This is a genomic window from Streptomyces virginiae, assembly GCF_000720455.1.
GTDB lineage: Bacteria > Actinomycetota > Actinomycetes > Streptomycetales > Streptomycetaceae > Streptomyces > Streptomyces virginiae.
The window spans coordinates 325162-344737 of the sequence record NZ_JOAK01000001.1 but is presented as its reverse complement, the minus strand read 5'-3'; the positions used below and the strand labels follow the sequence as shown (position 1 = coordinate 344737).

19 protein-coding genes and 1 pseudogene are annotated in these 19576 nt (G+C 73.1%); 14 read left to right on the top strand and 6 right to left on the bottom strand.

Features of this window, described 5'->3' with window-relative positions:
• Positions 1-16 precede the first annotated feature (16 nt).
• Complete coding sequence (locus tag IG86_RS0101645) at positions 17-523, bottom strand: hypothetical protein (RefSeq protein WP_045936292.1); 507 nt, start codon at positions 521-523, stop codon at positions 17-19.
• A 259-nt stretch (positions 524-782) separates the two neighbouring features.
• On the opposite strand from IG86_RS0101645, the pseudogene IG86_RS45270 reads away from it, so the two are divergent.
• The 3 genes and pseudogenes from IG86_RS45270 to pucL all read left to right on the top strand — a co-directional run.
• Positions 783-1934: pseudogene (locus tag IG86_RS45270) on the top strand (AfsR/SARP family transcriptional regulator); the annotation flags it as partial.
• A 591-nt stretch (positions 1935-2525) separates the two neighbouring features.
• A complete protein-coding gene (locus tag IG86_RS43455; RefSeq protein WP_030817335.1) occupies positions 2526-3875 on the top strand; it encodes an aspartate aminotransferase family protein in 1350 nt (449 codons plus the stop codon).
• A 261-nt stretch (positions 3876-4136) separates the two neighbouring features.
• Positions 4137-5054 carry a factor-independent urate hydroxylase gene (gene pucL, locus IG86_RS0101635; protein ID WP_030817333.1) on the top strand — a complete coding sequence of 306 codons (918 nt, stop codon included), beginning with the start codon at positions 4137-4139 and terminating at the stop codon, positions 5052-5054.
• 92 nt (positions 5055-5146) lie between these two features.
• Here the strand turns inward: pucL and IG86_RS0101630 are convergent, their stop codons facing one another.
• Complete coding sequence (locus tag IG86_RS0101630) at positions 5147-5611, bottom strand: histidine phosphatase family protein (RefSeq protein WP_037847098.1); 465 nt, start codon at positions 5609-5611, stop codon at positions 5147-5149.
• Positions 5612-5799: 188 nt separating this feature from the next.
• Between IG86_RS0101630 and IG86_RS0101620 the strand changes: the two genes are divergently transcribed.
• The 6 genes from IG86_RS0101620 (at position 5800) to IG86_RS0101595 (ending at position 8695) form a co-directional block, all read left to right on the top strand.
• Positions 5800-6015 (top strand): CbtB domain-containing protein, encoded by a 216-nt coding sequence (locus IG86_RS0101620; RefSeq protein ID WP_030817328.1) that lies wholly within the window; start codon positions 5800-5802, stop codon positions 6013-6015.
• 47 nt (positions 6016-6062) lie between these two features.
• Complete coding sequence (locus IG86_RS0101615; RefSeq protein ID WP_030817326.1) at positions 6063-6818, top strand: CbtA family protein; 756 nt, start codon at positions 6063-6065, stop codon at positions 6816-6818.
• A gap of 21 nt (positions 6819-6839) precedes the next feature.
• Complete coding sequence (locus tag IG86_RS0101610; protein WP_030030486.1) at positions 6840-7082, top strand: hypothetical protein; 243 nt, start codon at positions 6840-6842, stop codon at positions 7080-7082.
• 231 nt (positions 7083-7313) lie between these two features.
• Positions 7314-7913, top strand: a complete 600-nt coding sequence (locus tag IG86_RS39640) for a class F sortase (RefSeq protein ID WP_051784909.1) — start codon at positions 7314-7316, stop codon at positions 7911-7913.
• A gap of 104 nt (positions 7914-8017) precedes the next feature.
• The gene (locus tag IG86_RS0101600) at positions 8018-8398 is read left to right on the top strand and encodes a hypothetical protein (RefSeq protein WP_030817322.1); all 381 of its coding nucleotides are present in this window, start codon (positions 8018-8020) and stop codon (positions 8396-8398) included.
• 90 nt (positions 8399-8488) lie between these two features.
• Positions 8489-8695, top strand: coding sequence for a hypothetical protein (locus IG86_RS0101595; protein ID WP_030894119.1), 207 nt, complete (start codon positions 8489-8491; stop codon positions 8693-8695).
• Positions 8696-8789: 94 nt separating this feature from the next.
• Here IG86_RS0101595 and IG86_RS0101590 read toward each other — a convergent pair whose 3' ends face one another.
• The 3 genes from IG86_RS0101590 to IG86_RS0101580 all read right to left on the bottom strand — a co-directional run bounded on the left by IG86_RS0101590 (position 8790) and on the right by IG86_RS0101580 (position 10233).
• A complete protein-coding gene (locus IG86_RS0101590) occupies positions 8790-9194 on the bottom strand; it encodes a hypothetical protein (protein ID WP_030647794.1) in 405 nt (134 codons plus the stop codon).
• A gap of 66 nt (positions 9195-9260) precedes the next feature.
• The gene (locus IG86_RS0101585; RefSeq protein WP_030817313.1) at positions 9261-9659 is read right to left on the bottom strand and encodes a RidA family protein; all 399 of its coding nucleotides are present in this window, start codon (positions 9657-9659) and stop codon (positions 9261-9263) included.
• 91 nt (positions 9660-9750) lie between these two features.
• A complete protein-coding gene (locus IG86_RS0101580; protein ID WP_030817310.1) occupies positions 9751-10233 on the bottom strand; it encodes an RrF2 family transcriptional regulator in 483 nt (160 codons plus the stop codon).
• A gap of 125 nt (positions 10234-10358) precedes the next feature.
• Here IG86_RS0101580 and IG86_RS0101575 point away from each other — a divergent pair, with 125 nt between their 5' ends.
• The 4 genes from IG86_RS0101575 (at position 10359) to IG86_RS0101560 (ending at position 15247) form a co-directional block, all read left to right on the top strand.
• Positions 10359-11186: a hypothetical protein gene (locus IG86_RS0101575; RefSeq protein ID WP_030817307.1), complete on the top strand. Its 828-nt coding sequence runs from the start codon at positions 10359-10361 to the stop codon at positions 11184-11186.
• A gap of 80 nt (positions 11187-11266) precedes the next feature.
• Positions 11267-13261 carry an FUSC family protein gene (locus IG86_RS0101570; protein ID WP_078848063.1) on the top strand — a complete coding sequence of 665 codons (1995 nt, stop codon included), beginning with the start codon at positions 11267-11269 and terminating at the stop codon, positions 13259-13261.
• Positions 13262-13298: 37 nt separating this feature from the next.
• The gene (locus IG86_RS0101565) at positions 13299-14000 is read left to right on the top strand and encodes a hypothetical protein (RefSeq protein WP_030817300.1); all 702 of its coding nucleotides are present in this window, start codon (positions 13299-13301) and stop codon (positions 13998-14000) included.
• Positions 13988-15247: a sensor histidine kinase gene (locus IG86_RS0101560; protein ID WP_037847092.1), complete on the top strand. Its 1260-nt coding sequence runs from the start codon at positions 13988-13990 to the stop codon at positions 15245-15247. Before IG86_RS0101565 ends, IG86_RS0101560 begins: the two co-directional genes overlap by 13 nt.
• Positions 15248-15319: 72 nt before the next feature.
• Here the strand turns inward: IG86_RS0101560 and IG86_RS0101555 are convergent, their stop codons facing one another.
• On the bottom strand, positions 15320-17401 hold the full coding sequence (locus IG86_RS0101555) for a PhoX family protein (RefSeq protein WP_030894117.1): 2082 nt from the start codon (positions 17399-17401) through the stop codon (positions 15320-15322).
• A gap of 294 nt (positions 17402-17695) precedes the next feature.
• On the opposite strand from IG86_RS0101555, the gene IG86_RS44100 reads away from it, so the two are divergent.
• On the top strand, positions 17696-19552 hold the full coding sequence (locus IG86_RS44100; protein WP_078848062.1) for a VWA domain-containing protein: 1857 nt from the start codon (positions 17696-17698) through the stop codon (positions 19550-19552).
• Positions 19553-19576: the final 24 nt, after the last annotated feature.

Below are 19576 nucleotides of genomic sequence, written 5' to 3'. Positions count from 1 at the left end.
GTCCCGGACCGGCCCGCTACTTGCAGGGCGGCACCAGGCGCACGCGGTCGATGATCGCGATGCCGTCCTGCTTCAGGATGGCCGTGACCTCGCCGCACACGTCGTTGACGCGCACCGGGCCCGCGTACTGGCTGAAGGTGCCCTCGTCCGTGCTGCAGACCCTCGGCGTGCCCGCGGGACGCGCCTTGGTCTCGCACAGCTTCAGCTTCATGTACTTGGCGGAGCCCAGGTTGTTGTCGAAGACGGCACAGGACGCCGAGGAGCCCTTGCGGTACAGGAACAGCGTGCCGAAGCGCCGGGAGTCCGGAAGCTGCTCGGCGAAGGTCAGCTCGTAGCCGGCGCCGCACAGGTTCGCCGTGGCGGCGGCCGCCGCCGGCTGGGCCTTCGCGACGGCGCGCGTGGCGTCGTCCGCCGCCGCGGAGATCCGGACGCCGCCGGCCGCCGGCACGGCCTCGACGGCCGAGGCCTGCGGGGCCGTCAGGGCGAAGGACGCCAGCGCGGCCGCGGCCACGGTCACGCGCATGACGGATTTACTGGAAACGAAAGACATGTTCTCCCCCGGGTCGTAACGAGTTGTTGCTCGAATGCGCGCACCGCCGATTGCGCCCCCGAAGCGGCTCGCGCTAAAGTGACGCTAAAGCGGGCGCACTTCACCCTGATCGGTCACACCAGGCCGAAGCGACGTCCAGTAGATCATCACCAACTGGCCTCATTTCGGGCCTTTCCGGCGCCTTGCCATAACGAAATGGCAATATCCCGAGGCCACATCGCACAATGTCCGCATGCGGATCTCGATGCTGGGGCCCCTGGACGTACGGGGCGAGAACGGAAACGGCGCCGGAGTCGGGGGAACGCGACTGCGGGCACTGCTGATCCTGCTGGCGCTCGAACCGGGGCGCGTGGTCGCCTCCGAGCTGCTGATCGACGGGATCTGGGCGCAGGACCCGCCGGCGGGCGCCGCGAACGCCCTGCAGGCACTGGTGTCCCGGCTGCGGCGGGCCCTGCCCGGCGCCGTCGTCGCATCACATCCGGCCGGATACCGCCTCGCCGTCGAACCCGACGCGGTGGACGTCGTCCGCTTCGAACGGCTCGCCTCCGAGGGCCGCAGGGCACTGGCCCGGGATCCCGCGGCCGCCGCCCGCGTACTGCGCGAGGCCCTGGAGCTGTGGCGCGGCCCGGCCCTGCTCGACGTCGCCGGCTCGGACTTCTTCCGGGCGCCGGTGACCCGGCTGTCGGAGCTGCGGATGGCGGCCCTGGAGGACCGGATCGAGGCGGACCTGCGCGTGGGGCGCGGCCGGGAGCTGACCGCCGAGCTGACCTCCCTCGTCGCCGAACACCCTTTGCGCGAAAGGCTCGTCGGCGCGCTGATGCGCTCGCTCGTCGCCGCCGGACGGCCCGCCGAGGCGCTCACCGCGTACGCCGCCGCGCGCGAGGCCCTCGCCGAGGAACTCGGCGCCGACCCCTCGCCGGAACTGTCCGCCCTGCACACCGCCGTACTGCGCGGAGAGGTCGCGGGCCCGCCCCCGGGCGCCGCGCAGCCGGCCGGGGGCGCGGTCGACGCGGAGGCCCCGTCGGCTGCGGCCCCGCCCACCAACCTGCGGGCCGGACTGGCCAGTTTCGTCGGACGCGACGACGACCTCTCCCAAGTCGCCTCCCTCATAGGCGCCTTCCGGCTCACCACGCTCACCGGTCCGGGCGGCGCCGGCAAGACCCGGCTGGCCGTGCAGAGCGCCCGCCCGCTGCTCGACCGGTTCCCCGACGGCGTCTGGCTGGTGGAACTCGCCCCGCTGGGCGCGGAGGCCGACGTGGCACCGGCCGTCCTGAACGCGCTGGCCCTGCGCGAGCACGGCGCGGCCGCCGGCGACCCGCTGGACCGGCTCGCCGCCGCCCTGCGCACCCGTACCGCCCTGCTGGTGCTGGACAACTGCGAGCACCTGATCGACGCGGCCGCGGCGGTCGCCGACCGGCTGCTCGGCGAATGCCCCGGGCTGCGCGTCCTGGCGACCAGCCGCGAGCCGCTGGGCCTCACCGGCGAGGCGCTCTGGCCGGTCCACCCGCTGGCCCTGCCGCCCACCCGGTGTTCCGGGCGGTGGTCCTCGACTCGCTCGGGTACCTGGACGCGGCCGACGGCGGGCCGGAGGCGGCCCGCGCACACCGGGCCGAGGCACTCGACCTGGCGCTGGCGGCCGGGCACGCGCCCACCCTCGCCCAGGTGCTGGTCGGCGTCGCGGATCAGGCGCTGCGGCAGGACCGGCCCCGGGAGGCGGCGCGGCTGCTGGCGGGCGCGCTGGCCGTGCGCGGCGGCCCCGACCACTCGCGGGCGGACGCGGCCCGGGTGGAGGCCGCGGCGCGCGCCGCACTCGGTGCGCGGTACGCGGAGCACGAGCGGTGCGCCGGGTCCGCCGCCGGTGCGCCGGAGGCCCTACGGGAGCTCGCCCGGGCCACCCTGGACGGCTGATCCCCGCGGGGGAGGGGCGCGGGGCGACCCCAGCCGTGTCCACATCCTGGACGACTACTCTCGTTTTATGAACGCAGAAGCCGACGCCCTCACGACCGTGAAAGACGCTGACCGGAAGCACGTCTTCCACTCCTGGTCGGCGCAGGAGCTGATCGATCCGCTCGCCGTGGCCGGCGCCGAGGGGTCGTACTTCTGGGACTACCAGGGCAACCGCTACCTCGACTTCTCCAGCGCCCTCGTCTACACCAACATCGGCTACCAGCACCCCAAGGTCACCGCGGCCATCCAGGAGCAGGCGGCCAAGCTGTGCACCGTCGCGCCCGGCTTCGCCGTCGACGTGCGTTCCGAGGCGGCCCGGCTGATCGCCGAGCGCACCCCGGGCGACCTCGACAAGATCTTCTTCACCAACGCCGGCGCCGAGGCGGTGGAGAACGCGGTCCGCATGGCCCGGCTGCACACCGGGCGCCCCAAGGTGCTGTCCGCGTACCGCTCGTACCACGGCGCCACCTCCACCGCGATCAACCTGACCGGTGACGCCCGCCGCTTCGGCAACGACTCCGCGACCGCCGGCGTCGTGCACTTCTGGGGGCCCTTCGCCTACCGCTCGCCCTTCTACGCGACGACGGAGGCCGAGGAGTGCGAGCGGGCCCTGCGCCACCTGGAGGACACCATCGTCTTCGAGGGCCCGCAGTCCATCGCCGCGATCATCCTGGAGACCGTCGGCGGGGCCCCCGGCGTGCTGGTGCACCCCGACGGCTACCTGGCCGGGGTGCGCGCGCTGTGCGACCGCTACGGCATCGTCTTCGTCCTCGACGAGATCATGGTCGGCTTCGGGCGCACCGGCAGGTGGTTCGCCTCCGAGCACTGGGACGTCACCCCCGACCTGATCTGCTTCGCCAAGGGCGTGACCAGCGGCTACGTACCGCTCGGCGGTGTGGCCGTCTCGGCGGCCATCGCCGACACCTTCGCCCGCCGGCCCTACCCGGGCGGGCTGACGTACTCCGGGCACGTCCTGGCCTGCGCGGCCGCCGTCGCCACGATCAACGTGATGGAGGAGGAGGGCGTCGTCGAGCAGTCCGCGCGCACCGGCGCCGAACTCCTCGGCCCCGGCCTGCGCGCGCTCGCCGAGCGCCACCCCTCGGTCGGTGAGGTCCGCGGCCTCGGCACCTTCTGGGCGCTCGAACTCGTCCGCAGCAAGGAGACCCGCGAGCCGCTGGTCCCCTACAACGCCGCCGGGGCGGACAACGCGCCGATGGCGGAGTTCGGGGCCGCCTGCAAGAAGGGCGGGCTCTGGCCGCTGATCGCGGGCAACCGGATCCACATCGCCCCGGCCTGCAACATCGCGCCGCAGGACGTGGCGAAGGGCCTGCAGATCCTGGACGAGGCCCTGACGGTGGCCGACGCGCACACCGTCTGACCTGCGAATCTGTGGGGTCGCCCAATCTGCCGGTGCTGGTGTTCGGAGGATCCGTGCGGTGGTTAACCCGCCGTACACATGCTGCAATCCGTGCAGGCCACAAACGTCAAAACAGGCCAAGCACCTACGGACCGGGATGCACGTCAGTCCCGGGGCGGCCCCCAGTGGCCGAACGGCGGGGAGCGGGACGACCGCTGGACGCCGGGCGTACGGGATCCAACGAACGGACTCCGTGTTCCCGAGTACCCGAAGGAAGACAGCATGAGCAAGCACGTCCTGGCCCAGAACCAGTACGGCAAGGCCGAGAACCGCATCGTGAAGGTCACCCGCAAGGGCAACGACGGCTCCTGGCACGAGATCCGCGACCTCAACGTCTCGGTCGCGCTCCGCGGTGAATTCCGCGACGTCCACCTCACCGGCGACAACGCCAACTGCCTGCCGACCGACACCACCAAGAACACGGTGTACGCCTTCGGCAAGGAGCACGGCATCGAGTCGCCGGAGGCCTTCGGCATCCTGCTCGCCAAGCACTTCGTCTCCTCGCAGGCGCCGATCCGCGAGGCCCAGATCCGCATCGAGGAATTCGCCTGGGAGCGCATCCCGGTCCCCACGCGCAAGGAGCAGCACTCCTTCGTCCTCAAGGGGCAGGAGGTGCGGACCGCTCAGATCACCTACAGCGAGACGACGGGCCTGCAGGTCATCTCGGGTCTGAAGGACCTCACGGTGATGAACTCGACGAACTCCGAGTTCCACGGGTACATCAAGGACAAGTACACGACGCTCAAGGAGGCGTACGACCGCATCCTGGCGACCAAGGTCACCGCGCGGTGGGCGCACTCGGCGCTGGCCGCCGACGACCGCGGCTACGACTGGGACCAGGCGTACAAGAAGGTCCGCAAGAACATGCTGGAGGCCTTCGCGGAGACGTACTCCTACTCGCTCCAGCAGACCCTGAACCAGATGGCCGAGCGCGTGCTCGACAACTGCCCCAAGGTCAACGAGGTACGGCTCAACCTCCCCAACAAGCACCACTTCCTCGTCGACCTGGAGCCCTTCGGCCTCAAGAACGACAACGAGGTCTACTTCGCGGCCGACCGCATGTACGGCCTGATCGAGGGCACCGTCCACCGTGACGGCGTACAGCCCGTGATCGCGACGTCCGACTGGATCGTGGCGTAGCGCGGAGCGCGTGACCGGCCCGCGCCGGTCGTGGACCGGGCCCGGACCGCGTCGCGGGGTCCGGGCCCGTACGCGTGGCCGCGGGTCCTCCGCTACGCGCCGGGCAGGTCGTCCTGCGGACGGCCCACGAGGAGGTTCCAGCGCCCGGCCCGCCCGGTCAGGGTGGTCACCGACTCCGGCCGTACGTCGAGGCGCCAGAAGGCCGCCGCCGGGAGTTCCAGGGCGTGCACCACGGCCGCCCGTACCACGGCCTGCTCGACCTCGACCCGGTGCGTGCCCGGGGCCAGGCCGGCCAGCTCCGCCCCGACGCGGGCGATCAGCGCGTCCACGGACTCCCCGCCCGGCGGCGCGTAGCCGGGGTCCGTCAGCCAGGCGTGCAGGGCCTCCGGAGCCTCGGCCGCCACCTCGTCCAGGGTGCGTCCGGCCCACTCTCCCGTGTCCGGACCGCGCAGGCCCCCGTAGCCGGGGCACGGCCGCGCGTGACCGAAGCGGCCCTGGCGGGCGGCAGTGTCCAGTGGGGGGCGCACGAGGTGGACACGCACCAACTGACTCTTCATACGGGGAGCGTAAGCGCGGTACCGTCGCGAACGAGACAAGTCCATGACGACGGGACGCGGAAGCACCGGTGAGAATCCGGCACGGTCGCGCCACTGTGAATCCTCCCGGAGGGGGAGGCAAGTCAGACCCGCCACCGTCGTCGAGCGCACCACTGACCGGGACGCGTGTTCCCTCTGGAGGTTCTGCAATGGCCAACTCCGCCGTGCCCACGACGAACGCCCCCGCCATCGCCCCCATCTCGCTCTCCGCGCTCGCCCCCTGGGCGGTGTTCGTCGGCATCCTGATGCTGGTCCTGCTCTACTTCGTCGGCGCCGAGCAGGGCGCAACCGCCGTCTTCGAGGGCGAAACCGTCCACGAGTGGCTGCACGACGGCCGCCACCTGCTCGGATTCCCCTGCCACTGATCCGCTTCCCCTGCTCACTGACCTCCGTCTCGGCAAGGGAACCGAACATGAACTCCGCATCCCCCCGCACCCTGCTCGTCCGGGGCATGCTCGCCGGCCTGCTGGCCGGCGTGGCCGCCTTCCTCGTCGCGTACCTCCTCGGTGAGTCCAAGGTGGACGCGGCCATCGCCATCGAAGAGGCCGCCGCCGGGGCCGGACACGACCACGGCGGGGAGGCCCCGGTCAGCCGGGCCCTCCAGGCCACGGCCGGTCTCGGCACCGGCGTCGTGCTCTACGGGGTCGCGCTCGGCGGCATCGCCGCGCTCGTCCACTGCTTCGCGCTCGGCCGCATCGGCCGCTTCGGCCCCCGGGCCACGGCGGTAGTGGTCACCGCGGGGCTGTGGGTCACCGTGACCCTGGTGCCCTACTTCAAGTACCCCGCCAACCCACCGGCCGTCGGCGATCCCGACACGGCCGCCCGGCGGACCGCCCTCTACCTCCTGATGATCGTCCTGAGCGCGCTGCTGGCGGCGGGTGCGGTGATCCTCGGGCGCCGGCTCGCACCGGGGCTCGGCAACTGGAACGCGTCGCTCGCCGCCGGTGGCGGCTTCGTCGTGGCCATCGGGATCTCCTACGCCGTCCTGCCCGGCGTGAACGAAGTGCCGGCGGGCTTCCCGGCGGCGCTGATCTGGGACTTCCGCCTGGCGTCCCTGGCCATCCAGACCACACTGTGGACGACTTTCGGCCTGGCCTTCGGTTTTCTAGCCGACCGGGCCCTTGTGCCCACCCGCGCACCCAAGGAGGCTGTGCAGCCGACGAGTTGACGATGAAAGGGCCGATAGTCCATGGCGACGGCGATCAGGGAATGGCGGGGCTGGACGGGTGCCGCACCCTTCTGGCTGAATTCCTTCCTGCTGCTCCTGGCCCCCTGCTGCGCCGTCACACTGTTCGGCCAGATCGGCATCATCGCCGCCCTGGCCGCACTGGGCGGTCTGGCCCGTCACCTCTGGTACGGCGACTACGGCCATCCGGCCGTGCACCTGGCCGCCGTGGCCATGGGGGCGGGCACGGCGGCCGTCGTCATGTGACCCCGCGCCGGGGCCTCGGCGTGCCGCGGGCCCTCACCCGTTCGGGCGTATCCGCGCCGAACCCGGCGGCCGGCGCCCCCCACCGGCGCGAACTGCGAAGACTCCCCGATCGTGCGACGACACGCCCGTGACTCCATGTCAGTCTCCCGTGTTTCACGGTGTGCCGATGGGCAGAGGAAGTGTCCACTGCTCACATGACCCGGCCGCACGAGCCGGACAGGAGGGAATCCCATGCCCCGCGCCAAGTGGGTCGTCGCCTCTCTGACAGTGGCTCTGCTGTCCACCACCGTCGTGGTGTTGCAGCGGACCGAGGGTGCCGCGCCCGCAGCCGCGACCACCGACGACGCGCTGCCCTCGCGGGCGCTGGGGCTGTCCGGCCACCGCCGTCTCGTACGGGAGCTGGAACAGTCCGGCGAGGACGACCCCGGTGAGGTGACGCGGCCGCGCAGGATCGCGGCCGGTCCGCTGCGGACGGTCTCGGGGCCCCTGCGGGCCGCCCGGCCGCTGCGGTTGCGCATCCCGAGCCTGGGCGTCGACGTGCCGTTCGGCGGCGAGGGCGAGGAGGCCTCCTGGGACTCCGCGGGTCCGGCACCCGGTGCGGCCGGAACGGCCGTGGTCACCGGAACCGGGCTGCGGCTGGGGGAGTTGCGCCGGGGCCGGACCATCGAGATCCCGCGCGCGGACCGCCGTACGGCCGTGTTCACCGTCGTGGGGGTCTCGCCCGGCCGGACTTCCGGGCGCGAGGACCTGCCCGGCTGGGCCCAACTGCGCGTGATCGGCGGCGAGACCGCCGTGCTGGCCCGGCTGACCGGTCACCGCAGCAGCAGTTGACGCCTGGCGGCCCTGTCAGCCGTGTGGTGCGTCTTCGTCCCCCGGTCGGGGGCTTCTGGAGGTCCGTCCGGGAGTCCTCCGGCGTGGCGGGGCAGACCCCTCGCATGACCTGGAGGCGACACGCACGCGCGGCACTGACGAGGGCGCTCACCGCGACCTGCGTCGTGCTGCTGTGCGTTTTCGGTGCCGGTCCGGCCGGCGCGGCCGCCGCCGAGCACCGCCCGGCCTCCTCGGCCCCCGTGGAGCCCGCGGCTCCCGCCGAGCCCACCGAGCCCACGGAGGGCTCCTCCGATCCGGCCGCCGACCCCGAGGCGCGCGCGGCCGTACGGGCGCCCGCGCGCGGGCTCACCGGCGTGCAGCGGGCCCCGCTCGCGGTGTTTCACGTGAAACAGGGCGTTGCCCCGGGGTGCGGGCCCCGTGCGGGAGCGGCGGCCGAACCGGCCCTGTCCCTGCGGACGGTGCGGAGTGTGGTCCTGCGCTGCTGAGCGGACCTAGGGGGCCCGGCCATGATCCGCCGGACACCCCCTAGTCCCCAGCGCATCCCCACACCCCCCTGAGCACCGTGAGGTTCCGCCATGCCCATCGACCCGTACGCCGCACTGAACGCCATGCTCCGCGCCGAGGTCTCGCGCTTCGCGCCGCCCGTGCGCCAGGCCGAGCCGATCGCTCCGCCGAAGACCCCGGCCCCGGCAGCCGAGGACGAGGGTGATCCGCAGGAGACCGCGGCCGCGTCCGCGCGGGCGGTCGGCGCGCGGAGCGCGACCGGCGGCTCGGCCGCGTAGGACCCGCCGGCAGACATGGAGGGGCGCCGGCTCCCCCGCCCCGACCGCGGGCGGGCGAGCCGGCACCCCTGTGCGTCCGGCCGTGCGGCCCCGCTCAGTCCTCGTGCGTGTAGTAGCGGTAGAAGGCGGTGGCCCCGACGCCGACGGCGACCGCCAGGCCGATCACGACGGACTTCAGGATCGACTCGTCGGTGAGGCTGTGCAGGTAGCCCACCGCGATGCCGCCGAAGGCTCCGTAGGCGGCGGCGTGGACCTCGCGCATCATCCGCGGGCCGATCCTGGCCAGGGCGAACATGATCCCGGCGAAGATCACGCCGCACAGGATCCCGTAGAAGACGTTGGCCACGGTGACCGGGCCTTCCTGGCGCTCGATGAAGGCGCACCAGACGCCGTAGACGAGTCCGAGGAGCAGTGGCCTGACGTAGGCGCCCTTGCTCAGGTGGGTCATGTCCGCCATCTGCCGGTGCTGCCGGGGGGCAGCGGGTGCCGCATGTGCCATGACGGGCTCCTCTCTCCCATCATCCAGGGCACACCCGCCGCCACCGACCGGCAAGTGGATCAGCGGTCAGGGCGTGCGCACCGCCACGGCGTCGATCTCGAAGAGCATCCCGGGCAGGGCCAGGGCGGCCACCCCGATGAGGGTCTGCGCGGGAAGCTCGGTGCCCCAAGTGGCGTGCAGGTGCCCCAGGAGCACCTGGAGCTTCCGCTCGTCGTGGCCGACGACATAGGTACCGATCCGGACCACGTCGGCGGGGCCGAGGCCGGCGGCGGCGAGGGCGGTGCGGAGGTTGGCGAAGGCCCGCTCCACCTGGTCGGCGAAGTCGTCGGAGACGACGTGGCCGCTCTCGTCGGAGCCGTACTGGCCGGCTATGAAGACCTGTTCGCCGGGGGCGGAGACGATGTGGCTGTAGCCGTATTCGGTCGGGGTGTGGAGTCCTGCCGGGTTGATGATGCTGCGCGTCATGCCGAGCTCCTGCTTCCGTGTCCGTGTGTACCGTGCGTGCCTGCGTGTCCGGCGTGTCCGTGCGTGCCTGCGTGTCGGGGTGTGCCGGGGGCTATTGCGCGGCGAGCCAGGCGCGGAGCCGCCCCGCGGCCTCGGGGGCCTGCTGTTCGGCCTGCTGCCGGATCTCGTCGAGGTTCTGGGCCGCGAGAGCCCTGCGCCAGGCCAGTTCGGCCCGGGTCATGGCGTGCGCGACGGCGCAGTCGGCGGCGTCCGCGCCCTCGGCCGCCGGGTCGCCCGCGCCGGGTCCCCGCCTGCGGATCTCCGTGCAGCGGAAGGCCTCTTCGGGCCCCTCGACCGCGGCGACCACGTCCATGAGGGAGATGGAGGCGAGCGGGCGGGCGAGCCGGAAGCCGCCGCGCGGACCGGGGCTGGAGGTGAGGATGCCCGCCCGGGCCAGCGCCTGGAGCTGCTTGTTGAGGTAGGCCGCCGGCAGGTCGTGCCACGCGGCCAGCCGCGCCGCCGACACCGCCCGGTCCGGTCCGCTCCAGGCCAGGTTGACGCAGCTGTGCAGCGCCCACTCGACGCCCTCGCTCATCCTCATAATCTGGATACTAAATATCCAGAATCAGGAACGCAAGGATCCCACGCCGGCGCCGGACCCACCACCCGCCCGCAGCAACACCGCTCGCGCCCCGGCCCGTCCCCGCTTTCCCTGGTGACGTGCGCACCATCCTGTCGGCGGTACTCATCGTGCTCGTGGCCCTCCTCGTGCCCGCGAGCGCCGTCGCGTACTGGGCCGACCGCGATCTGGGCGATGCCGACCGCTACACCGCCGCCATGTCGCCCCTCGCCGAGAACCCGGCCGTGCAGGAGGTCGTCGTCACCCACACCGCCCGCGCCCTCACCGGGCAGATCGACGCGGGCCCCTTCCAGGCGGGAGTGGACGCCCTGCTCGGCGAGGCGCTGCACTCCTTCGCCGACACCCCCGCCTACCGGACGGCCTGGGACGCGGCCAACCGCGCCGCCCACGCCGCCTTCCTCGACGCCCTCACCACCGGCCACGGCAACGCCGTCACCATCGACCTCGCGCCCGTCGTGGCCCAGATCAAGAGCGAACTCGTCGCCGACGAGGTGCCCTTCGCGGACCGCATCCCGGTGACCCGGCTGTCCGTGGAAGTCATGGAGTACGACAACCTCGGCGCTCTCCGGAAGGGGTTCCGCATGCTCCAGATCGCCGGCGTCTGGCTCCCCGTACTGACCCTGCTCCTGGCCGTGTCGGCCGTCGCGGTCGCCGTCCGCCGGCGGCGCGCCGTGATCGCCACCGGCCTGGGCCTGGCGGTCGGGGCCGCACTGCTCTGGCTCACGGTGGAGGTGTGCCGCCGCCTCACCCTGGACGACCTGCCCGCCGACATCGACCGTGCCGCGGCCGGCGCGGTCTACGACGCCCTCACCGCGTTCCTGCGCACCACCGCCTGGGTCGTGCTGCTGATCGGGCTCGCGGCCGCCCTCGCGGCATGGGTGACGGGACGACTGCGCCGCACCCCATAAGCTCGGAAGGTACAACACGCGCAGAACGACGCAGAAGAGCCCAGAAGAACCGATTCGCGAGCGGCGGCACGGAAGCGGGAATGAGCACCGAACGCACCGAACACATATCGTCGCGGCGCCCCCGGCACCACCCGCTGGCCCCGCCCGCCTGGCTGCTCCAGGGGCTGAAGCCGACCACCGCCCCCGTCCCCTGGGCCGCCGCGGCACGAGCGGCGGTCGCGCTGTCCGTCCCGCTCGCCGTCGGCTTCGCCCTGAACGAGCCCGAATACGGCGCGCTCGCCTCCATGGGAGCCCTGTCCGGGGTCATCGGCGACACCGCCGACGCCTACCGGATGCGCGTCCTCAACATCGCCGTCCCGCAGTTCTTCGGCGCCGTCGGCGTGACCCTCGGCACCCTCGTCTACGGCCACGGCTGGGTGGCCGTCGGCGTGCTCACCCTCATCGCCCTCGTCTCCGGGATGATCTCCTCCATCGGCACGGTCGCCTCCGTGTCCGGACTGCTGCTCCTGCTCAACGCCGTGGTCGGCGCCGGGCTCCCGATGCCGCAGCCCTGGTGGACGGCCCCGCTGCTGCTGGGCGCGGGCGGACTCTTCGTCCTCGGCCTGACCCTGCTGGGCTGGCCCCTGCGCGGCCGCCGGCCCGAACGGGCGGCGGTCGCCGCCGCCTACCGCGCCCTGGCGGACACCCTGGAAGCCGCCGGCGGCCCCGGAGACCTGTACGACGAACGGCGCCGCCGGGTCACCCAGGAACTCAACCAGGCCTACGACCTGATCCTGGGCCGCCGGGCCCGGGTGCACGGCCGCAGCCAGTCGCTCGTCCGCATGCTCTCCCAGCTCAACGTGGTGATCCCGCTGGTGGAGGCCGCGCCCGCCGCCCACCTGCGCGGCCGGCCGCTGCCCCCCGAGATTCCCGCGGCCGTGCGGGAGCTCGCGACGGCCGTCGAGGAGGGCCGCACCGAGGCGCCCGTACTGGACCTGCCCGAAGCCCGCACCCCCGCCGAACGGGCCCTCGACGCGGCTCTGCGGCACGCCGCGACCATCGTGCACCTCGCCGAACCGGACCCGTACAACGTGGACGACCGCCTCGGACGGCCCGCCGCGCTGCGCGTGCGCGCCCGCCGGGCGGTGCGCGACATGATGATGTCCGGAACCTCCTGGCGCTACGGACTGCGGCTCGCGCTGTGCGTGGGCCTCGCCCAGTCCCTCGTGTCGGTGGTCGAGATCGAGCGGTCCTACTGGGTCGCGCTGACCGTCACCTTCGTCCTGAAACCGGACTTCGGCTCGGTGTTCTCCCGGGCCCTGCTGCGCGCGCTCGGCACCGCGATCGGGCTGGTCGTCGCCGCCGCCGTGCTCGCCGAGGTACCGCGCGGCTGGTGGGACGTGCCGGTGATGATGGTCCTCGGCGCGCTGATCCCGGTCTTCTCCGCCAAGGGGTACGCCTTCCAGACCGCCGCGATCACCCCGGTGATCCTGCTGCTCTCGGACCTGCTCAACCACCAGGGGTTCGACCTGATCCGCCCCCGGCTGCTCGACAGCCTGATCGGCTGCGCCATCACCCTGATCGCCGGGTACCTGCTGTGGCCCGAGAGCTGGCACACCCGGATCGGGGACCGGCTCGCCGACACCGTGGACGACGCCGCCCGCTACGTGGAACGGGCCTTCGCGCCGGCCGCGGACGACGCGGCGCTCGCGGCGGCGCGGACCGGCCGCCTCCAGGCCCGGCGGCGCCTCTACCGCGACCTGTCGGGCGTCCGCAGCGAGTTCCAGCGGGCGCTGACCGAGCCGCCGCCGACCGGCACCCGTGCCGCCGCCTGGTGGCCGCTGGTCGTCGCCGTCGAACGGATCGTGGACGCGGTCACCGCCGCCCGGGTCCGCGTCAACCACGGCGCCCCGCCCCCGGCGGCCGAGGAGGTGGCGGGGATCGCCCGCCAGCTGCGGGAGCTGGCCGTCCGCGTACGCAGCAGCACCGTCCCGGTACGGGTCGAGGGCGAACCGGCGGGCGAGGAGTCGGGCGTCCTGGCACCCGTCCACCAGGAACTCGCGGCGGCCCGCGCCATCACCCAGCCGGAGCGCTGACCGGGCCGGGCCGGACCGGACGGGGGAGCATCGGAGCATGTACCGCGCCCCGGCCGTCCTGGCCCTCGCCCTGGCCCTGGCGGGGTGCGCCGACGTGGAAGGGCTCCAGAGCGAGGGCGACCTCGGCACGGTGCACGCCCCTCAGAGCCTGTGGAAGGACATCCGCCCCGACCCGCCCGACGCGGCTCAGAAGCCGGGCACGGCCGCCGTCGTCCCGGGCCTGCCCAAGGTGCCCGACCTGCGCCTGCGCGGCGTGAACCCGGTGAACGTCGTACGCGCCGACGTCACCTCCGCCACGGAACAGGACAGCGGTACGGGCCGGCTCGTCGACCCCCGGGCCGTCCAGCGGATGGCGCTCTGCACACGGGCCGAGGACGGCGGCCCCGACTGCCCGGTGCGCCCCGCGGTCTTCCACGACCTGACGGGCAACGGCAGGGAGGAGCTGATCACCGCCCTGGACCTCGACGGCCGGCTCAGCGAGTTGCGCGTCTACACCGTGCAGGACGACGGGCGGATCGCCCGGATCCTGTCCCGGCGGGCGGTGCTGGAGGGCGTGGAGGTGGCCGCGGAACACCTGGCCGTCCGCGAACCGACCTCGAACCCCGCCTACTTCGCCGTCTCCGACTACGTGTGGGACCCCAAGGCCGGGATCATGAACCTCAGCCAGCTCACGCTCGACGACTGCGCGTCCCTCACCGGCGTCCCGCTCAGCCCGGACGCGCGGCGATGCACGCGCTGAGCAGCCTGCGCTGGAAGATCGCGCTGACCACCACGGCGGTGTGCTGCATGGTCGCCGCCGCACTCGGGATCCTGGTGCACAACGTCGTCGCCCGGCAGATCGTCGGCGAGGTCCGCAAGGACGCGGACACGGCTCTGGAACACGCCCTGAGCCACTACGAGTACGGCACCACGCACGGCGACGTGAACATCGTCCTCGCCCCGCCCCAGCTGCCCCGCCCGCTGCGCGACCTGGTCGCCCGCGGCGACACCGGCAGCATGGTCGGCTCGTTCGACGGCAAGCCCGTCATGTGGGCCGCTGCCCCCGCCGACAAGCAGGCCCTCGCCGTCTGGATCCCCTTCGAGGGCACCCGCAACCGGCTGCGGGACATCGACACGGCGATCCTCGCCTCCGCCCTGCTGGCCGCCGGTGTGGTGGCGCTGGCGGGCCTCTTCCTCGCCGACCGGATCAGCCGGCGCCTCGCGACCACCGCCGCCGTGGCCCGCCGCATCAGCGCCGGGGACCTGGATGCCCGGGTGGGTTTCCCCTCCCGCGCGGACGAGCGGCGGCAGGGCCGCCGCTCCCGGGACCGGGACGAGGTACGGGACGTGGCGCAGGCACTGGACTTGATGGCCGGGTCGCTGCAGGAACGGCTGGAGGCCGAGAAACGCTTCACGGCGGACGTGGCGCACGAGCTGCGCACCCCCCTCACCGGGTCGCTGGCCGCGGCGGCGCTGCTGCCGGAGGGCCGCCCCAAGGAGATGATCAACGACCGGCTGAAGGCCCTGCACCTGCTGACCGAGGACCTGCTGGAGATCTCCCGGCTGGAATCGGGCGTGGAGCAGGCCGACCTCGCCCTGGTGGAACTGGGCCGGGCGGTGGAACGGGCCGTCGCCGGAGCCGGGCCCGCCGTCTCGGTACGGGTGGTCCGTGACGCGGCGGTGCTCACCGACCGACGGCGCCTCGACCGGATCTTGACGAACCTGCTGGTCAATGCCCACAAGCACGGCCGGCCACCGATCGAGGTGACCGTGGAGGGCCCCGTGGTGACGGTTCGCGACCACGGGCCCGGTTACCCGCCCGAACTGATCGAGCAGGGGCCGCAGCGCTTCCGTACCGGAGACCCCGGACGCGGGCGGGGCCATGGACTGGGGCTGACGATCGTGGCGGGACAGGCGGCGGTCCTGGAGATCGCGCTGAGCTTCGCCAACGCCCCGGACGGGGGTGCGCTGACGACGCTCAGGCTTCCCGTCGGGCGGCTGCCGTAGGGAAGTCGACGTGCCGGGCAGACGTTCCGCACGAACCGTGTTTCACGTGAAACATCTGCTCGGCGCAGGGGATCAGACGCCGATGTTCTTGCCGTCCTTGCGCCAGACCGAGACGACGGCCGGGCGGACGATCTTGCCGGGACCGTCGGGCCACACCGACTGCGGCTTCTCGACGGACGCGCCGTCGATCTCGCCCGGGTGCTGGACGGACACCAGGACGCGCTTGTCCTGGATCAGCGGGCCACAGGTCTCGGCGCCGCGCGGCACGGTCAGGAACTGCTTCAGCTCGCCGCGGCGCTCACCGCTGGTCGCGACGCCGAACAGGCCGTCGTGGGATCCGAGCTGGTTGCCGTCGGTGGAGATCCACAGGTTGCCGTGCGGGTCGAAGGCCACGTTGTCCGGGCAGGAGATCGGGCTGACCTTGTCCTTCGGGAAGCCCGCGAAGTAGGTCGCCGGGTCGCCCGGGTCACCGGCGACGAGGAAGAGCCGCCAGGCGAAGCCGTCGCCGGCCGGGTCGTCGAAGTTCTCGGCGAGCTCCAGGATCTGGCCGTGCTTGTTCAGGTTGCGCGGGTTGGCCTCGGTGGCGCCCTCCTTGCCGGCCTTGCCGCGGTCCGTGTTGTTGGTCAGCGCGACGTAGACGCGGCCGGTGCGCGGGGAGGGCTCGACGTCCTCGGGGCGGTCCATCTTGGTGGCGCCCACCTTGTCGGCGGCCTGGCGCGTGAAGACGTACACCTCCTCGGCGGTCATGCCCTCGACGTGCGAGACGTTGCCGGTGGCCAGCTTGATCCAGACGCCGGAGCCGTCGAACTCGCCGTCGGAGGGGAGCTTGCCGGTGCCGTCGAGCTCGGCGGCCGGGGTGTCACCGGTGAGCTTGGCGACGTAGAGGGTGCCCTCGTCCAGCAGCGTGAGGTTGTGCTCCTTCGCCGCGCGGGAGTTGCCCTTCTTCATCTGCTTCGACGAGACGAACTTGTAGAAGTAGTCGAAGCGCTCGTCGTCGCCCATGTAGACGACCGGACGGCCGTCCTCGGTCAGGCGGGGCTGCGCGGCCTCGTGCTTGAAGCGGCCCAGCGCGGTGCGCTTGCGCGGGACGGAGTTCGGGTCGTACGGGTCCAGCTCGACGACCCAGCCGAAGCGGTGCGGCTCGTTGGGCTCCTGGGCCACGTCGAAGCGCTTGTCGAAGCGCTCCCACTTGCGCTCGGTGGCGCCGGTGGTCATGCCGTAGCGCTTCAGGCGGGCGGCCTGGGCGGGGTCGGTGACCTGGCCGGCGTTGCCGAAGTACTGGTTGAAGTTCTCCTCGCCGTGGAGGGTGGTGCCCCACGGGGTGGTGCCGCCGGCGCAGTTGTTGAGGGTGCCGAGCACCTTCGTGCCGGTGGGGTCGACAGAGGTCTTCAGCAGGGCGCTGCCCGCGGCCGGGCCGGTCATCCGGAACTCGCTGGTGGCCGTCAGGCGGCGGTTGAGCTGGTGGCGGGAGACCGCGGTCAGCTTGCCGCTGCGGTGGTCCTCCTGGACGACGACCACGGACAGGCCGTGCGCGGCCCAGGCGATCTCGACCTGCTCGCGGGTCGGGTTGGCCGGGTCGTAGGCCTTGAACATGAGGTTCTCGTCCGTGTACTCGTGGTTGGCCACGAGCAGCTGCTGGCGCTCGTAGTCTCCGCCGAGCGGGAGGAGGCTCAGGAAGTCGTTGTTGTAGCCGAACTGACCGGCCTGCGCGGCGGCGGTCTGCTTGTCGGCGTTGAAGCCCGGAGCGCCCTTGATGATCGGGTCGCCCCAGCGGATGACCACGTTCTGCTCGTGGCCCTCGGGGATGGTGACCTTGTCGTCGGTGTTCGGCGCGACGGCCTTGAAGCGCAGGCCGCGGGCGGCCTCACCGCCCTTGCCGGCACCGGAGGCCTCGGCGGCGGGGGCCGCGTTGGCCGTCTGCCCCGGGCCGCTGAGCGCGACGGCGGAACCGGCGGCGGTGGCGACCGTCACGACCGCGGCGGAGCGCAGCATCGAGCGGCGGGAGTAGGCACGGGCTATGACATCGCCCGCGTACTCGTTGTCGCTTGTGTTCGGCACCTCGTGGAAGCAGGCGTCGCCACAGCGGTAACGACAGGTGAGAGCGGAACGGCCGCTCCCATGCGGGTTGCCGATGAACGGCAGAAGCTTGCGCACGAGTGTCCTCCGAGTAGCTGCGTGGCCGCCGACAACGTGTCGGAACAATCCAGCCGCGACGGTAGGCCCGGGTTGCGCCGAAGCGGCGGCGCGGGGATGAACGATTGGTGAACCCGGCACGTCGGAGCGGCAGTTCACGGTCGGTGTGAGCGCCTTTGGGAGCCGGACGCCACGAAAGGCGCCCCTGCCGAAGATCCAGCCGGGCGGCCGATAACCTTACGTGTCCACTCTGGGCAGGGATCAACCGCGCAGCACGGACAAATGACGCACGCACTCATGCGAAAGGCCTGGCCCATGGGTATTCGGAGCTTGTTGCGCAAGGTGTTCGGACGGTCTGCGGAACCGGTTCCGGAAACTTCGGACGCCACCTCGGCGGCTGTCCCCAACCAGGCGGAACGCAACCCCCTGGATGCCGCCGCCGAACTCGTGGCGGCGTCCTTCGACAACCCGACCGTTCCCCCGCAGACCACGCGGGACCGCGAAGCGGGCACGGTCCTGACGGCCCCCGCCCCGGCCGCCGACCCCACGGTGCCGGAGGCGCGCCGCCCCGCGCCTGCCGCCTCGCCTGCGGCGAAGCCCGCTTCTGAATCCCCCGCTGCCCCGGAGCCGGCTGCCGCCGAAGCCGCAGCCGCTCCCGCGGAGCCGGCATCGCCGGAGGCGGAGACCCCGGAGCCGCAGGCTCAGGCCGAGCCGGAGCCTGCGGAGCAGGACGCCCCGGAGCCTGCGGAGCAGGACGCGCCGGAGGCGGGTACCACCGCTACCGCGGTGCAGGCGGAAGCCGAAGTGGAGGCTGCTGCTCCTGCGGAGCAGGCCGACACCGCCGTCGCGGCGGAGGCGCAGCCCGCCGAGGCCCCCGAGCCGGAGGCTCAGAACGAGACCCCGGTCGCTCCTGCGGAGCCCGCATCGCCGGAGGCGGAAGCCCCGGAGCCGCAGGCTCAGGACGAGGCAGAGGTTGCCGCTCCTGCGGAGCCCGAAGCCGCCGAGCCGGAGGCTCAGGACGAGACCCCCGCCCCTGCGGAGCAGGCCGACGCCGCCGTCGCGGCGGAGGCGCAGCCCGCCGAGGCCCCCGCTGCGGAGCAGGCCGACGCCGAGCCGGAGGCGGACACCACCGCCGTGGCGGAGCCCGAGGCTCAGGCCGACGCCCCCGCCGCGCCCGCTGAGGGCACCGAGGCGGAGGGGCCCGCATCGCCGGAGGCGGAAGCCCCGGAGCCGCAGGCTCAGGCCGAGCCGGAGGCTGCCGCTCCTGCGGAGCAGGACGACGCCACCGCGGTGGCGGAGGCGCAGCCCGCCGAGGCCCCCGCTGCGGAGCAGGACGACGCCGAGCCGGAGGCGGACACCACCGCCGTGGCGGAGCCCGAGGCTCAGGCCGACGCCCCCGCCGCGCCCGCTGAGGGCATCGAGGCGGAGGCCGCCGCTGCGGAGGTCGCTGCGCCGGAGGCGGACACCGCCGTCGTGACGGAGCCCGAGGCGCAGACGCAGACGCAGGTGGAGGGGCCGGCTCACACGGCTGCCGCCGTGCGGCGGCGTGCGCCCGAGGTGGCCGCCGCGTACAAGGCCGCCGGCCAGGTGCTCCGCGGCAAGGGGAAGGCCGGCGCCCGCGCCAAGGTCTACCTCGTCCTCGACCGCTCCGGGTCGATGCGCGGGTTCTACAAGGACGGCAGCGCCCAGCACCTCGCCGACCACGCCCTCGCCCTCGCCGCGCACCTCGACGACGAGGCGACCGTGCACACCGTGTTCTTCTCCACGGAGGTGGACGGCACCGCCGACCTGACCCTCGACAGCCACTACGGATCCTGGGTCGAGGGCCGCCACGCCGAGCTCGGCCGGATGGGCCGCACCAGCTACCACGTGGCCGTCGAGGCCGTCGTCGAGCACTACCGCAAGGACGGCGGCGAGGGCCCGGCCCTGGTCGTCTTCCAGACGGACGGCGCCCCCGACAACCGCCAGCCCGCGCGGCAGGCGCTGACCGAGGCCGCCGCCGCGGCACCCGGCATCCACTGGCAGTTCGTCGCCTTCGGTGACCACGACTCCAAGGCCTTCGACTTCCTGCGCAAGCTGGACGCCGAGAACGCCGGCTTCTTCCACGCCGGCCCCGCCCCCGCCGAACTGACCTCCGCGGCCCTCCTCAAGGGCGTCCTGGAGAAGTTCTAGCCACAGCAGGGCCCAACGGCCCGA